Genomic DNA, 16,092 nt, shown 5'->3' with positions numbered 1-16,092 from the left:
AGGGAGTGACTAAAATAGAGGCATAGTATATTGTTTTTTGGTAAAATCAATATCAAGCACTGATGGAATTGTGTTGAGTATTCTAAGTTTATATCAAAAACGTGAGGATGGCTGAATAGTTACATTTTTATTATCTTTTTTATTTGATCAGATTCATTTTATTGGTTAGGTTCTTCAAATCTCTAAGCTATTGTTTCATTAGTTCCACTTTATTCAGTATGGATGCCGTTGAGCATGAGGTCCAACTCTTCAATAATCCTTTTCAACCATCAACTCTAATGTAGTCTTGGGGAATGAGATGATAAAAGAAGCAATGTTCTATGAAAAGCTGGAAGACGGGAAAGTACGGTGTAGCCTGTGCAATCATCGTTGCAGGATCTCTAAGGGCAAGACCGGTATTTGTGGGGTGCGTGAGAATCGTGAGGGTACTCTTTATTCTTTGATCTATGCTACGGTTTCCAGTGAAGCGGTCGATCCGATCGAGAAAAAACCACTGTTCCATTTTAATCCAGGTTCATCCGTTTATTCTTTGGGGACCATCGGATGCAATTTCAGGTGCAAACACTGTCAGAACTGGACAATTTCACAGGTAGGCCTTGATGAGGCTAATTCAATTGAAATAACTCCCGAACAGGCCATAGATCGGGCTCTTGCTACGGGATGTAGGTCGATAGCATGGACTTATAATGAGCCTACTATATGGTATGAATATACCTATGATTCTGCAAAGCTTGCAAAAGAGGCTGGGCTGGATACGGTCTATGTGACCAACGGTTACATCACACCTGAAGCACTGGAACACATATCGCCTTATCTTGATGCTTTCAGGGTGGATATCAAGGCCTTTTCAGAAAAATTCTATAAGGAAGTCGTGGGTGCCCGGCTCGCACCTGTTCTGGAGTCTGCAAAGCTTGCGAGGGAACTTGGGATGCACGTTGAGGTAGTAAACCTTGTCATTCCCACGTTGAATGATTCTGAGGATGAGTTGCGTGAGCTGTCCGAATGGGTGTTTGAGAACTTGGGTGAGGATACGCCTGTTCATTTCACAAGGTTCCAACCATATTATAAAATGAAGCATCTTCCTCCTACTCCCGTTGAGACCCTCGAGACGGCACACCGAATCGCATTGGAGGCGGGATTGAAGTATGTATATATCGGTAATGTGTTCGGACATAAATATGAGAACACTTTCTGTCCGTCCTGTGGTGAGCCCGTTATTGTGCGGGGTGTCTTCGATGTGAAGGATCACAATCTCACTCCGGATCACAAGTGCGGCAACTGTGGGGCACCTATTATCATCTATGGCGAATATTGTGGAGCTTGAATCTACCTTATCCATTTATTTGTCGCGGAATTGGGCAAAATTCAAGTCTGTTGCAGTCCATTTGGCGCTTCCGAACAAAAGGTTTAAATCCGATAGTTGCATTATGAGGAATCGTGCGTTGAAGCGCCATCAAGTGCCGCCATAACTCAGTTGGTAGAGTGTCTGGCTGTTAACCAGAATGTCACAGGTTCGAGCCCTGTTGGCGGCGCTCATTCGTTTCTTTTTGGTGAGGGCCTATAGCTTAGTCAGGTTAGAGCGCCCGGCTCATAACCGGGCGATCACCGGTTCAAATCCGGTTAGGCCCATCTAATTTCTTTAGATAGTCCTATTTTGATAGGCTACTTTTTACTTTTTTTGAAATCGAACTTTTGCTATGAATGCATATCACCATTCAACATTTAGTATTTGATGATTTATTGGCTCTGTAGAAATCCTCAATATTCGGACAATAATCTGATTTAAAAATGTTATGGAATGTGTTGCAAGATATTGGATTATAATCTCAATTCCAGTCGATGGATGTTAATTTTGATAGGTTTTCTACAGAGCCTTAAACATAATTTAAGAAATGAACAGTGCTTTCTGTACTGCATCTATTGGCTCATCATAAAACGCCAGCTGGAACTTACTCAAAAGTTCAGGTGGCACTGTTCCCAATTTCACAGTAGCAGCTGCAGGTATCAATACCTTCTTAGCACCTGCATCCAAGCATACCTGCAATAGATCGGCCAGATTTTCAGTGTTCTGTATTGCTCCTCCAATTGTCATCGTACCCATGATCGCTGTCTGCTCTGTCACAGGTTTTTCAAGTGCACCGGAACATAAAGCGATAAAAGCAGCAAGATTTGCTCCTTCTGCCATTCCAACCCCATAAATATCCTGTACGTTCAGGAAGTAATCCCTTTCTTTAGTCGAGATGGATTGGCTGATAGCCTTTGCATTTGCTTTAAAGTAGTTCACAGCGGTTTTGATCGATTCTTTAGCTTTCGAATTTGAACCAAGTCCAGAAGTATCATATTTCCCATTTCCTGCACTGACCTGAAGTTCGGTCTTATACACACCTACTTTACCATTCTCAGTTGCAGCTACAGCAAAACACTGACCGGGTTTTAGCATTCCCGGAGGAATTATCTGATTTCCACCGCTTTCAGGAACATTGACAAAGTTCTCACTCATATCCTCATTGTCAATATAGGAGAAATTGACGTCAAAGAACTCCATCCCTCCGATCTTTTTGAGCTGTTCTTTTACCCTTCTTCTACCTACCATTGCATATTCCAAGATCTCCTGTACCTCTTCTTTGGTAGCGTTCTCATCAGGATAGATCAGTTTCATCAGACCTGAAACGGTCTTTTTGACAGCAATGACATCTCTCTGGTTGAGATTATTACCCAGATTGAAGTATTTGTAAATATTGTCACTATACGACCTCTTCCTCATTTCCCTCAGGAACTCTGCAAGATAGTCCACGATAAAGCCATACCGATCAGTGAAATGTTCCGGCCTGAACTTTGTCACTTCCCAACCAGGAAGATAGTAATGCATTCTATCAAAGAATGCACTGTCATTGTTAATTGCATCCGGGAAAGGTGCAAAAAGGTGGAATGTTTTGAGCAATGAAGATATACTCTGGTTGACATTGCCGATAAAAGCTATGGATGCATTAGCATTTATCTGGCTCTTGCCACGTGCAAAGGAACCTGATGCCATGTAGTCTTTGAGGATCTGTATCCCATCTTTATCTTTGAAGTTAATACCTGCAACCTCATCAAAAGCTACAACATCCCAGTGCCCTACAAGACCTACCTGCCTTGTACTCATGTTATAGAACAGGTTTGCCACAGTTGTCTGACCACCTGACATAAGGATTGAGTTGGGGGAGATCTCTTTGTAAACATGGGATTTACCGGTGCTTCGGGGTCCAAGCTCACACAGATTATAATTGTTCTCGACGAGTGGTACAAGGCGTTCCAGAAGATGCCATTTTACATTCGTTTCCAGTAAAGTCGGTTCCATACCGATGGTCCTTAGCAGCACATCCATCCATTCTTCTTTGGTGAAATTCCTTCTCTGCTCGATCAATTCATTGACATTTATATTTGGGATCTGTATTGGCTTAAGGTCTGCTATGACAAATGGAGAATAACCTGATTCGGTGGAATATTCCATTTTGATTATACACCAGATCCCACCACCAAGAAGTTTATCGAACTTTTTTACGTACTCTGGTTCCACTTCTACGTTTGAGATCCCAAGGTTGTTGAAGGTGGCTTCATAAATGTCCCTTCTTTCGTTTAGTTTTACGACAATGTTATCGATGATGGTGTAATAGCCATTCTCACGGATCTTCGATTTGATCTTTTCCGCTTCATGAGGACTAACATAATTGTCAGAGAGTATTCTCTTAACCTTCTGGACACCGTCCTGAATGAGATCCTCATCATCTGTGGCACAATTTATTCCTAAGAGATATTCAAGGACATAGACAGGCACATTATGCCCAACTTTTACAAGTTTCGTGAGATCTTTCCTCACAACCTTGCCCGGGAAATACTCATTGAGCTTTCTATCTGTTTCAAGATCTAATGTTGAGTCTGTCATTTTTATCTGTCCTTAAATCTCATAATCGTATTTAGAAGAAATCATCTGTCACCAGGAGGTCAACGTTAAAGGATATCGGGTCAAATATTTCCCTGTTAAGTTCATTTTTGTCTTCATCAATAGCATGAAGATAATAAACCTTATTTTCAACGTCACTGGTTAATGTCAATACCACTGAATATACCCTTTCAGTCGCATCATCTGAAGTGCTATCAGCAATGATCACTTTTTCATCACTTATTTTCCTGTTACCATCTGCATCCCACAGGGATATGCGACAGTGACGAGGAAGCATCTTGTCGGTCACTTTTTCCGTTTGCAGGAAGCTGACCTTGAAGGTAGTGTTTGTGATCTTCCTGGTAGGGGTAGTAAGGGCAAGTCCAACTTTTCCGGTCTTGATACCTTTTTTCTCGAGTTGAGCTGTCTTCTTGTATCCATACTTCAGAAGTGGAACTACAACTTCCTGAGGTGATACACCACCATGTACGAAGTTGCTTCCAGCGCCCTGCAATTTGAATCTCAGATCTGCTTGAGGGGTGTATAGGAATAGTTCCTTGTCAGAATCAAAGGTCTTTGACATATTGAATTTATGCGTGTTCTTTAATTGAATATCTTCAGTTGTTAAGATAAAACGCTTATTAGATTCAACTATCTGTTCTTTGTCAAAGTCGGAAGTTTCTCTTTTATCAATGTTTCCAAGATCATCCCTTTTGTAAATAAAGCCATGATCTGACGTAACAATAAAGTTGTTTACGATCTGATCGTTTACTAATTTGCCTATCACATCTTTGATTTCTTTAACAGCCTCTTCTGTAGCATTGAATACATTATGCTCCGAAGCAGAATGGTCACCTATGGCATCGATCTTGTTATGATAAATGTAGAACAGACGTATTCCTTTGAACTTTTCCCTTGCTTCTTCTCTTTTGAGGCTAATTACATCTTTCTCATTCAAGACCACTGAATCAGTGAAAGCTGCCTTCAGTACTTTTTCTCTATTCTGCAAGCCTTCAGTACTAAGACCATCAGCAAAAATGCGTCCATCTCTATATTCAAGAGTTTTGTGCGGCAGCAGACTTGCCATACCTAATTTAGTATATGAGGGGAGGCTGCCTGTGATGGTATTTAGCTCAATTATACCAGGTGTCTCTTTATTCAGCACTTCTTGAAGCTCTGCTGCAACCTCATATCTTAGTGCATCAGAAATGATAACTGCAATTTTATCCTTGTCATTACGACTCAGGACCCGATCAACATGTCTTTTGTAGAATTCGTTCTGATGATCTACAAGTTCTACGTTCCAGATCCCATTTGTCTCGTTGTTTATAGCTTCACTCCACTGGCTGAGCAGGCGGTCCATAAATCTATTGTTATAGAGCTTTTCCACTTGCTCACGTGTGTTCTTGAGAATATCCTCTTCCCTGTTCTTATCGAAGTAGTAATAGAATTTGCGATAATACTGGTCCATGAGATAATGCTTATTGGCATAGTCATGGAAAAGGTCCTTCAACTTTTTACCATGGAGTTCCTCATCTTTGAGGTCCTTTGCAAAAGAATGGAGCATGATAGCATTTTCAAGTGCAAGATATAGTTCACGGTATTTTGTATACCCGTGTTTTGTCTTTCTTGTTGCTATCCATCCAAGATATGAATCGAAGTTCTCCATGCCATTTTCAAGATCTATAGCAATGCTACTGATCACAGCCCTATCGAATAAATTTGTAGCCTCAGCTTCAACATAATCCGCTATATCACTACTTTTGATGATGCTCTTAAGGTCGTTTTCCACCTTAGAGCTGTTCTCAGTCAGAACATCCTGGCAGTACTCGTCAAAGATTTCAGAATCCTTTGCATGGTCCATCCAGTTGCGTGTGAAGATCTCACATTCGTTGCCCTTCTTATTGATATAATCTTCATAGGAACTCAGGTCTAGTTTTGTGTTCCTGCTAATGTGAGTGATAATGAAACTCAGGAATAGCTTTTTAAGTATTGGAGCTTCGGAATCATACCCGAAATATCGTTTGATCATATCCCAGAAATCACCTTCAAGCTCGAACTTAGTGATATCAGCCCAGATCTTGTTATGTTCCTCTTGAAGGGATCCTTTTAACAGATTTCTCAGGATCTCACGAATATCAACTGACTGGGAGCCGGAAAATACAGCCAAAAAGCCCAGCAAGAACTCTTCTTCTTTCCAATCTGCCTGATACCAGCGCAAAAATGAGTCAGTCCTCTTTTTGCTGACGAAGAACTTGTATCTCTTTTCAAGGAATTCGTCAAGATCATACCCATCTATTTCCAGCACACTCTTGATGTCCGATATCCTGCTGTTCTCGAACCGTCCTGAATACATCTGAATGTCCAGAAGCCAGTTGTCCTCAGGACCTCTTTCTTCAGCCGGAGAGTAGATCAAATAGTTCGAAGCAGTATCTTCAACCTCCAGAAACTTCTTGACCTCAAAAAAGTTGTCAGCAAGTACCTTTATTTTGATATCATGCTTTGCCAGCTCTTCTTCTATTTGAGCAAGGCTATCTTCATCTGCCGTTTCATCCTTGTCATACCAAAAGACTATCTTCCGTTTTTCATAGTCTTCTTTTTCGGCAAATTTCTTGAGAAGCGTTTGGGCTGTTTTCTCTACATTAACCATATTGATGCATCCGGAGAGTGTATAAGACAATGTGATTTATGAATTAAAGCTCTGAATTGTTTTAATGATTCTGTGAACCTGTGTGGTGGGATTATTTTTTGTACTGCTCAATTCAGTTTCGTTATACATATAAAATTATTCCAGCTTCTTTGTATGCGATTGAGATTTCTTTGTCTGAATTTTCATTGCAGTCAAAGACACACCATATCGAATCACCACATTGATGTCTAAATCTTTCATCTTCTTTTTAATTCTTTTCCAACACCTTTGAAAATCCGATCATCATCGAGTAAACCTCGATACAATTTATGTTGGCACACAATTAAAAAATCTTTCAGGCCGTCTTTATTGTTAACAACAATCGAATTGTCCTCATTAATTTCAAAATTTAGGATGTAATTTTGAGTTGCTATATCATATATTTCTTTGACAGATTCAAATTCAAAATCCTCAGTGAAATTATTTCTTTTTAAATGAGATAATACACTTGTATAAGAGATTTTGTTTTCAATTTCTCCAAATAAAGTTTCATCAATCGATACATTCTCATGAGCCAAAAGGAAATTAAAAATCAACCTTGCTTCATTTTTATAAATTTCATGGAATGAAAAATCTTTTTCAAAATCATGCGGTCTTAATATGAATAAACTGCTTAATTTATTAGATTCAGAATCTTCTAATTCCTAGTCTGCATCTGGAATACATTCATAATAAATAGCATCGATGAACTCATCACATTTGAAAACATCTCCGTCAAGTTTATCAAATCTTCCATTTTTGTACTGTAATAAATTTGATCTTGATTTTGATAATTTGAAACCAGAACCATATTTTCTGAAAAAAATACAATTTTCAGTAGCATTTTTTGCTTCATTCAAATATGTTACATATATTGCATAGCTTTTCAGTTTGTCAATTGTTTTTTCATCAAAATCTCTAATATGTTCAAGCTGATCAGAATCTTTTATTTTAGAAATAATTGGTTGAAATGTTCCAATTGACTGCAAGTCTTCTTCTTTGATGTAAGGAATTGAAAAGTCATCATCATTATATTCATTTAAAAAATAATCCCTGAATGTTACATCTTCGTTTTCTAATATGTTATCACATTTTTTAGACAAAATTGAAGAAAACAACTCTTTTACTGTTCCATTGATATCAACAGGAATTATTTCACGTTTCTTTTCATCTTGACTGCTAGCCGTTGATTTTAAGATAAACATTTGAAAATGTCCATTTTCGGCTATATTATTAATATGTTCAAAGTATTCTTGAAAATTGTTCATTCAAATTCCTCTATATCTAACCTGAAAAATTCAGATGCAGAACCTATATCTTCTGTATAAATAATTTGATTTTTGGGTATATGTTTTTTCTTTGATAGTAACATGACTGGAATATCAAGATGATTATATGAAGAGACTTTATAAAGATTATAGTTTCGAATATAAAACATTATATTAATATAAAGCATGTCTGATTTAATATATATTAAACACACAGTTGTAAGTAAAATTAATAATGATAGCATATCAAAAATATCAGAAAAATCAAATGCTAAAAATGGAATTATGTAAGTAACTAGATGTTCCATATACAAGTGATTCATCTTTTGAACGGACTTTACTTTTAACTGTTTTTTATTTATTGTCGATTTTGTATCGACAAGGATTAAATGCAAAATCAAATTCGGTATAAATATGACTAAAACTACTAATATTATCGAAACTGACAAAACAAGATTAGATATTAAAAAATCATCTATTTCAATCGGTTTAATCTCAGAATATTTAGTTAGGGCATCTGATATTGATTTAAGAAGTAAAATCATAAAAAGTGGTGTATACGAACTAAAAAAAAGCAATATTTTATACTTTGTTTTCAGTCCACTCATAACACATCACCAAATTGTATACATCAATGATATTCGAGATTATTGTGTTAGCCTCTAAAAAACTCACAACTTCCCAACCAATCCCTCAAACTTCTCATAATTGACCTTGACCCCATCATCAAGATCGATCTCCACATAAGCATCCGCCTTGTTCTTCAACAGCTCATCATAAGCCATGATCTCCTCGATCTTCGCACTCAGCTTCGCCTTTTCCTGAGCATCCTTGTTACTATCAAGCATCTCCCTCTGTGCATCGATCTTAGCCTCAAGCTCAAGCAAATAATCCATCCTCATTTTAGCAAGGGTCGTCTTATCATACCGATGCATGTAGACCAGAGCATTGAACGCCTTACCCTTACCCGATGTGAACATCCAGTAGATCGGCCGCTTCTTGTACATCTTCAGATGATCCTTATAGAAATCCTTGATAAAGTAATCCCGAATTACCTCCTCAGATCCTCCGGTTCCCTTCTTCGACAACGCCTTTGCAATAAATTCCAAATTCTCCGAGAGCGTCTCCTCTCCAAAGGTAAATTTCAGGAATTCCTTGAACCTGCCCACGATGTCATCCGAGAAATACTCCTTATCCAGCATTGGAATAATGTTATCTTCATCCGGCAGGAAAACTGCATCTGGCACCTTAGCCTTGAAGTCTGCAAGCTTTTCTCCTTGATTTGCAAGTATCAGTCCTGGCTTTTCCGGTGAGTAACGGCCGAACATGCAGCCTACGGCGTAGGAGATGAATTCTTTGATAGTATCAGTCAGGAGTAATGCTTCCAGTTCTTTCTCCGTCTTTTTGCTATTGTAGCGATAATGTGGATTGCATGTCAGAGTAATCTCGGAAAGTGGAACTTCCGGTGTAAGTTCATCTTGCAGACCATAAGCTTCGATGAAAATGCGGTTGTTCTCCTCTTCCAGACGCTGCATCTCCAGCGTCATATCCTGCCAGTGAGAGCGGAGTTTGGTGTAGGTTTCTGTAAGGGTTGAACTATAGTATTCTGGTTGTAAGAGTGGATGGGAAGTGAAATCCCAGGAAGTTTCATAGGAGTCCCAATCCTCAATTGAAATCGAGATGAGTTCACCAACTATAACTTTTATTCTATTTAGCTCAGAAAATGTTTTGAATGGTAGTTTTAGTGCATCACCAACATTAACCTGCATTGTCGGATTGATTATTTCCATAGCATTGGTGACAAACTTTGTATTTAAGAAACCCAATATTTCATTTGTAGATACTCTATCTTTAGTTAAGATTGTTGGAGATGCTGATGAATATTCCGATTCTTCTACTTTTAGCCTATAAGCAGTATTCCCTGAAGTTACTCCTGTCCATGTAACTCCAATCTTATTCCAAGTTGAAGGATTGCTTAAACCACCATTTAGGGAATAATATTTTTTAGCAGTATCAGTCCAATTAATTACGAAATCTAAATTTCCATACCATTTACGTGAAAAACCGCCTTTATTATAAAACTTCCAGATATTATCAGAACCAACCGATTTTTCTGAAATCTCCCATACCATTCTCACATATCTTTCATCATTATGAGTTTTACATCTTCCACCAGATTCTGCAAAATTTGATAGGTGTTCAGCACAAAACAATTCTCTTACAATATCACTTACCCAATATGCAATCGTCGACCCTGGAATCTTTTTGAAGTCGGCGGCTGAGGCTCTACTAAGTCTGTCATTCTGAATCGGGAATTGCTTTGGTTCATTCTCTTTCGTTAAATCTTCATAGTAAACATATGAAAAATCACCTTTATGTTCAGGTTTCTTTGCCTTGTTCCAGACAGTTGCAGCTGTTCCAAATGCAATTCCCATAACCATATTTGCCATATGAACCATGCAATCTATTGTGAATTCATTAAGTAAGCGCTCCCTCATTTTTTCATAAGATGAGAGGAACATCCAGCTTTGCATTGTAACCATTGCATTGTAACGATTATCAGCAATCATGTCAAAACCGTGTTCAATGAACATGGCAAAAAGATCCGATTTGGTGTCGGGATAATTATCCTTAGCAAATGTTCTCAACTTCGAATTCATACCCTTTGAACCCATGTACGGCGGATTCGTCACCACACAATCATACAGTTTGGCCATCACCTTTGCCTGCTTGATTACATCCTCAATATCAAACGAAACTGAAAATGAATCCAAAGATGGCTCCTTCTTAAATCTCTCATATTCCTCATCCATCTTCTCGAAATCGAATGCAGGAAGTTTCAATATGGAACCATATTCTTTTGCATCAACAAAGAACTCGTACAGGCGGTGCACCTGGGGATACTTTGCCCTGTCGATTTGTAGGTTATTTGTTTCCTGGATTGCACACAGGTTCAACTTAATGTCTTTCTTGAACAGATTCTGATCATACTTCCTTGCCTGCATCATCAGTGCAAAGCCTGCAAGCTGGGAGGCACGGTTGTCAATCTCCAAGCCGTAAAGGTTCTTATTGAGAATCAAAGGTGCAATTTCATCATCGAGGTAGCCCATGGAATGGTAGACTTCGTAGAAGACATCGAAGGCGTAGACGAGGATGTGGCCTGAACCCATTGCAGGATCGAGGAGGGTTATTTCTTCGGGGTTATGTGTTTTGTTTTCAGGGGTTGGTGACTCCTGCTCTATGAAGTATTTTAATTTTGATTGTAGGGTTGGATTTGGATTGGATTCAAGCCAGAGGCGACCTAAGGAGTTTTCCACCATGTACTTTACTATCCACTTGGGTGTGAAGAGTTGGGTAGCTGCTGGGATGTTCTCTTTGCTGATCTTTATGTTCTTTTTCAGATCTTTGAACACCTTATCTTTTCTTGGATTAACATAATCCTGATAGATCCAACCAATGACCTCGACCTCACGCCAATCTTCCTCCGGGATGATGCTGTTCAAGTCGTGGATGATTGAATCAGTGTGGAGAAGGTTTGTCGGGAGGAGGAGTTCGGTGTAGTCCTCAAGGCGCTCGAAGAGGAAGGGCATGATCTCATTAAGATAGTTGCAGGTCTTCAGGATCAGGTATCTGTAAAGTTCATCGTCCTTGTTGTCTGTTTTAAGGTCAAGGATCTTTGTTCTGTTAAGGTCGAGGAAGTCTATGGATGTTGCCTTGCTGAAGATCTCCGGTTCGTGGTCGGCTGGGTCTTCGGGAGAGAATACCTTTATAGGGAGGTAAGAGTTTGACTCCATGAACTTAAGGGCTACAAAACGGTTGAACCAGGTATATGTGACCTCATCCATAACCTGTTCATAGCCTTTCTCTTCTACCGTTCTTGTGAGTTGTTTCCATTGCTGCATGATCTCCTTATTGAAGACCTTCCCACCGATCACAATAGCATCATCAGTGGTCTTGTCCACAGGGAGAATAGCCTCTGGTGTGATGCCGAGATTTGAAGCACGCTTTTTTATTTCTTCAAGGAGATTATCCCTTACAGTGTTTGAAAATGCCTCTATCTTTTTTTTATCCACAAATATCACACCTTGATATTACTGTCCTTAAGGATAGCACTAAGTTTTGTACGCAATTCCTTAATATAGCTATCAAGGTCTTCCTCTGTTCTGATAACGCTCACAGAACGGAATATTGCAGGCTCTATCATCGTTGTTCCACGGGTAGCAGGTACAACCGGTTCATCGCCTCCATCGGCAGGAGGTTCTTTAATGACATGCAACTGTTTATTGATCTCTTCAAAAGAAATCCTCTGGTCGCCATCGATCCTGTCAAGCTGAAGCTTCACAAAAGAACACTCATTTGAAGCTGTAACATCAACCTCAAGCTTCTCAAAAGGTCTCATCACCGAGAGTTTGAACTCATCGGACAGGACTGAATGATGGCCAAGTTCATCCTCTACCTCAGACTTAGCACTATTAAGCTTCTCAAAGAACTTCACTTTTAGGTTCTCAAGGCTTGTTTTAAGTGAGCTCTCAATAGTAAGCTCATGTCCGGTCAGGTTCTTGATCTCAGAATATGGCTCATCAAGGTCCAGTATTCTCCCAATATCTTTGATAGCAAACTTTCCATCAGGGTCAAGGAATTGCTCGTTCCTCTTGAAAGCATCTATCTTCCTCGCAACCTTCCTGAAAATATCCACCTGCGGACTGCCAAAGAACCTCATCACAGGGCTTACCCTTTCCTTCAGCTCAGAAAGGACATCCTTATCATCTGATATCTTTCCAAGGAACTGGGAAGGATCAGTAATGCTCAATAAACTTTTCAGGAACTTCTCGTAGGCAAGAATATCCTTTTCACCCGGATAGCGCTTCTCCTCAGCATACTTCCCAGCGATCTTATCAATGTTCCTCATCTCTTCGGTCAGTATCTCATGACAAAGATCGAAAAGGTCCTTTTCCTTATCAGGAATAGCCGTCTTATCGAACACATCCCGAAGGATCGACTTGACATCACTGATAATTTCCATTCCTGCAGGCTTACGTATCTCAAGGATCACACGCTCAGCATCGTCCTTCCTTGTAAGGTACCTGGCGATCTCCTCAGGGTTCCCTTGAAGTGTGGTCTTCTGGTATCTCAGCTTAATATCCTCACCTGCAAAAAGTGTAGCCACAAGACCGGATATCGTCATTTCCTTCCACCCATAAGGCTTCCCTGAGAACCTGCTCTTGACCTCTTTCAGAACAACATTATCGTTCTTTTCAGTACGAATGTCCACATAATCAAGAACTTCTTTCAAAGCTCTCTTATTGACCTCGGATTTTCCGCAACCGAACTTCTCAAGATCATCCGACCTTAGAACACGCAACACATCACTATCGGAATCAAAACCATCCGTGACATATCCAGCCCTTCCTTAACCCTGTCCTTTGGGTTCTTGTTCCCTATACTTGTAACTTCTTTACCATGGATGAATATCCTTGCTTCAGAAGCTCCCTCAAAAATGGACTTAACAGCAGACTCTTTTAGCCTCTCCATTTCCTGTGTCTTGTCCAGCATTATCCTGTGAAGGATATCATTGTTTGATCTGGAACTGTTTTGAGTGAGATATTTGCTTATTCTCAGATACTTTCTAACCATATCCACAAAATCGCTCTTATCAGGGAAAATGAAAAGCAGCGTATCAGTAGAATCTATATTGCTTAGATTCTCCCCATGCAAGGACCTCTGTCCGCTACCCCTTGTGAGCTCGTCCGAAAGTGGTGTCAGGAACTTTACTGTAATATCCGCATTGTTCGAGGGCTTGATCTTATCATCAAGCACCCGGTTAAAGACATATTTGCTGTGCTTAACAGGACAAATATCATTGGTAGTAAAAACAGTATTGTAAATATCATCAAGAATCAAATGCCTGTCAATATCAAGGTTCTTGATCTTCCTGTTGATGTCCTGCTCCTCATTGGTCAGGAAAGAATAACTATCTCCTGATTTATTGATCAGCGTCTGGCCTTCCAGCTTCTTCAGGGATTCAGCAACCCTCTTCTTAAGCTCAAGTTTATCTTCATCAACACTTGAAACAGACAATGCCACAAGGTTCTCAAGATTTGGCTGAACATCGGCCACATGGCGTATCATGAACAGTATCTTTAACAGATCACAATCCTCTTTGTTCAAAACGTCATTATCTTCTGCCTGTTTGATCGTACGCTTGATAATAGGGTCGAGAAAACTCTCCACAGTACTATAAAATGAAGAGAAAGGCACAAGGATGCCAATACCATCATCACAATATTTCACACTTGCTTCCTTGAAAGCATTGAGCATAGATCTCTCACCCTTAGCAAGGTGTTTTCCGGTGTAACCGGTCTGCCTTATCTGGTCGAACACTTTCTGTAAAATAATGAATTGGTATGGAACAAATGGATAGACATTCGTGAAGTCATCGGACCCCGAATACAACTTCATCTGAGCTGTACCGTTTGAAAAAGATAACAGGTTCTTAAGAATGGTCTGCTTTTCATCAAAATAAACTGAAAGCATATCCTTACAATCTTCCTTCTTTGCAAGAATCCTTCTTTTGATAACCTCATCAACATTAGCACTGGAAAGGCTCAAACGGGTGTCAAAACGCCCCTGGATCTTAGAGAAGTCATACCCCTTTACCTTCTCCTGAGTAATTAGATCAATGTCTGCCTGTGATGTAACGATCACCCATGCCTTACCAAGAAGCTTAGTACCAAGCTCTTCCACGATAGTCTGGAGATTCAGCATCAGCTCGCTATTCTCACCAATGTACTGCCCAATCTCATCGATAAGGAAAATGATCTGATGATCGTTTCCTTTAGAGTCGCAGTATTTCTTGAGTTTCTCAGCAAATTTCTCAACATCAAAATGATATGCTATTCCATCATTATCGAAGAGCCTCTCATTTGCTTCCCTGCTCTGGTAACCACAATTTACCAAAGCACCAACAATATCGTCCTGCTCAAATGCATAGCTGCTTCTCTTGTTCTCCCAGGAATCACCGTTGAGTTTCAGGAATTCTTCCTTAAAAGAATCGTACAGACCTTTATTATCCAGATCCTCCTCCATCTCAGCGATCCAGAAAACATCCCTGTAATAACCCCTCTTCTCATTGAAAGCCCGCATCATTACATTGACAATGAGCTCATTGTCCCTGTCAACAGTACTAGCCTTGGAATCGATATTGAACAGAATTACATCCTTTGTACCATAGTTGACCGATCTCTCAATGTTATCAAAAATAAGAGTGTCTTCAATTTTTTCCCTGAAGAACTCAAGAGCCGTTTTATCATGAACGGTCCTGTTTTCCATCAAATACGAAAGTATCTTTATAAAATGAGATTTACCAGAACCAAAAAAACCTGAGACCCAAACACCTATCTTATCGATAGGCTCCTGTGTAGTATTTAAGTATCTGGTGAAGAACTTATCAAAATGTTCCCTTGATTCTTTGGTCACAACATATTCATCAAGTTCTGTATATATACTTGCCTCATCATCCTGATCTACCTTAATAACACCATTGATGTTTCTCTTCACATCTTTTAGGAACAGGTCTTCGATTTTGATTCCGTTTGTCATAATAAGCACTCATTGAAAATTATTAAATGTTGATCAGTCTGAAAGCCCTATAATAATTCTTGGCGTTCAGCTTACCAAATAAGCTCAGGTCAAATTCACTATATTCCCCTGGATAAAATAACACAAGCGGGGTATTATCAAATACTGGCTGTAAGTTGTTCAGGATCGAATGTGATCTTATCATTGGCCATGCTTTCCCGGCACCTGTCAGAAATATAATATCTGGATCTTTCGCACCTTCAACCTTTGCCATTATGGAATTTCTAAGAACATCCGGCTTCAGCATAAGTTTAAGTTTTTTCAGCAGCGCGTCTGAACCTTTCTTCTTCTCAAGGGCGATGATCTTCTCCTCTGGGATCTGTTCCAATATTTCAAGGCAAGTATCATACATATCTATATTTAGTACAGTGATGGACTCTTTGTCAAGACCTGTTACAATCTTGTCTACGGTATTTCTCACAAGAAGCTCCTTATCTGCCGGATAATCGAATATCCAGAAAGGAATTTCATTTCCAAGTCCTCTTGCCTCCAGAAAGTCTTCCTTTTGGAGTTCATCTTTCAGTTGTTCTAATCGTTCCTCGAAAGTCATGGTCAGCACCACAAGGATTTAAGTTTATTTAAATGTAGTTGATTCG

General features: G+C 39.5%; 10 protein-coding genes and 2 tRNA genes. 3 read left to right on the top strand and 9 right to left on the bottom strand.

Annotation, left to right across the window (positions count from 1 at the left end; all coding sequences use genetic code 11):
* Window positions 1-298: 298 nt before the first annotated feature.
* The 3 genes from amrS to KDK67_RS08820 all read left to right on the top strand — a co-directional run bounded on the left by amrS (window position 299) and on the right by KDK67_RS08820 (window position 1,629).
* On the top strand, window positions 299-1,324 hold the full coding sequence (gene amrS / locus KDK67_RS08830; protein WP_250868428.1) for an AmmeMemoRadiSam system radical SAM enzyme: 1,026 nt from the start codon (window positions 299-301) through the stop codon (window positions 1,322-1,324).
* Between the two features lie 135 nt (window positions 1,325-1,459).
* A tRNA-Asn gene (locus KDK67_RS08825) sits at window positions 1,460-1,532 on the top strand.
* A gap of 22 nt (window positions 1,533-1,554) precedes the next feature.
* Window positions 1,555-1,629 (top strand) — tRNA-Ile (locus tag KDK67_RS08820).
* Window positions 1,630-1,885: 256 nt separating this feature from the next.
* Here the strand turns inward: KDK67_RS08820 and brxL are convergent.
* The 9 genes from brxL to KDK67_RS08775 form a co-directional block, all read right to left on the bottom strand.
* Window positions 1,886-3,925 (bottom strand): protease Lon-related BREX system protein BrxL, encoded by a 2,040-nt coding sequence (gene brxL / locus KDK67_RS08815; RefSeq protein WP_250868427.1) that lies wholly within the window; start codon window positions 3,923-3,925, stop codon window positions 1,886-1,888.
* Window positions 3,926-3,956: 31 nt separating this feature from the next.
* The gene (gene pglZ, locus KDK67_RS08810) at window positions 3,957-6,572 is read right to left on the bottom strand and encodes a BREX-1 system phosphatase PglZ type A (RefSeq protein ID WP_250868426.1); all 2,616 of its coding nucleotides are present in this window, start codon (window positions 6,570-6,572) and stop codon (window positions 3,957-3,959) included.
* 236 nt (window positions 6,573-6,808) lie between these two features.
* The gene (locus KDK67_RS08805; RefSeq protein WP_250868425.1) at window positions 6,809-7,129 is read right to left on the bottom strand and encodes a hypothetical protein; all 321 of its coding nucleotides are present in this window, start codon (window positions 7,127-7,129) and stop codon (window positions 6,809-6,811) included.
* Between the two features lie 126 nt (window positions 7,130-7,255).
* Window positions 7,256-7,858, bottom strand: a complete 603-nt coding sequence (locus KDK67_RS08800) for a hypothetical protein (protein WP_250868424.1) — start codon at window positions 7,856-7,858, stop codon at window positions 7,256-7,258.
* Entirely contained in the window at window positions 7,855-8,466 is a 612-nt protein-coding gene (locus KDK67_RS08795; protein WP_250868423.1) for a hypothetical protein, read from the bottom strand. Before KDK67_RS08795 ends, KDK67_RS08800 begins: the two co-directional genes overlap by 4 nt.
* Window positions 8,467-8,529: 63 nt before the next feature.
* Window positions 8,530-11,931 (bottom strand): BREX-1 system adenine-specific DNA-methyltransferase PglX, encoded by a 3,402-nt coding sequence (pglX, locus tag KDK67_RS08790; RefSeq protein ID WP_250868422.1) that lies wholly within the window; start codon window positions 11,929-11,931, stop codon window positions 8,530-8,532.
* A 5-nt stretch (window positions 11,932-11,936) separates the two neighbouring features.
* Window positions 11,937-13,220 (bottom strand): hypothetical protein, encoded by a 1,284-nt coding sequence (locus KDK67_RS08785; protein ID WP_250868421.1) that lies wholly within the window; start codon window positions 13,218-13,220, stop codon window positions 11,937-11,939.
* Window positions 13,208-15,457 (bottom strand): BREX system P-loop protein BrxC, encoded by a 2,250-nt coding sequence (gene brxC, locus KDK67_RS08780; protein ID WP_250868420.1) that lies wholly within the window; start codon window positions 15,455-15,457, stop codon window positions 13,208-13,210. The genes KDK67_RS08785 and brxC overlap by 13 nt, the downstream gene beginning before the upstream one ends.
* A 22-nt stretch (window positions 15,458-15,479) precedes the next feature.
* The gene (locus KDK67_RS08775; RefSeq protein WP_250868419.1) at window positions 15,480-16,046 is read right to left on the bottom strand and encodes a DUF1788 domain-containing protein; all 567 of its coding nucleotides are present in this window, start codon (window positions 16,044-16,046) and stop codon (window positions 15,480-15,482) included.
* Between the last annotated feature and the right edge of the window lie 46 nt (window positions 16,047-16,092).

Origin of the sequence: Methanococcoides seepicolus (assembly GCF_023684405.1) — an archaeon.
Taxonomy (GTDB): domain Archaea; phylum Halobacteriota; class Methanosarcinia; order Methanosarcinales; family Methanosarcinaceae; genus Methanococcoides; species Methanococcoides seepicolus.
Note: the sequence above shows the minus strand (reverse complement) of the source record. Positions and strands in the feature narration are given on the sequence as shown.

What these genes read in the sequence shown, in the direction of transcription:
- amrS (WP_250868428.1), top strand. Translation starts at nt 299, where the DNA reads ATGATAAAAGAAGCAATGTTCTATGAAAAGCTGGAAGACGGGAAAGTA.
- brxL (WP_250868427.1), bottom strand. Translation starts at nt 3,925, where the DNA reads ATGACAGACTCAACATTAGATCTTGAAACAGATAGAAAGCTCAATGAG.
- KDK67_RS08800 (WP_250868424.1), bottom strand. Translation starts at nt 7,858, where the DNA reads ATGAACAATTTTCAAGAATACTTTGAACATATTAATAATATAGCCGAA.
- KDK67_RS08775 (WP_250868419.1), bottom strand. Translation starts at nt 16,046, where the DNA reads ATGACTTTCGAGGAACGATTAGAACAACTGAAAGATGAACTCCAAAAG.
- KDK67_RS08795 (WP_250868423.1), bottom strand. Translation starts at nt 8,466, where the DNA reads ATGAGTGGACTGAAAACAAAGTATAAAATATTGCTTTTTTTTAGTTCG.
- pglZ (WP_250868426.1), bottom strand. Translation starts at nt 6,572, where the DNA reads ATGGTTAATGTAGAGAAAACAGCCCAAACGCTTCTCAAGAAATTTGCC.
- brxC (WP_250868420.1), bottom strand. Translation starts at nt 15,457, where the DNA reads ATGACAAACGGAATCAAAATCGAAGACCTGTTCCTAAAAGATGTGAAG.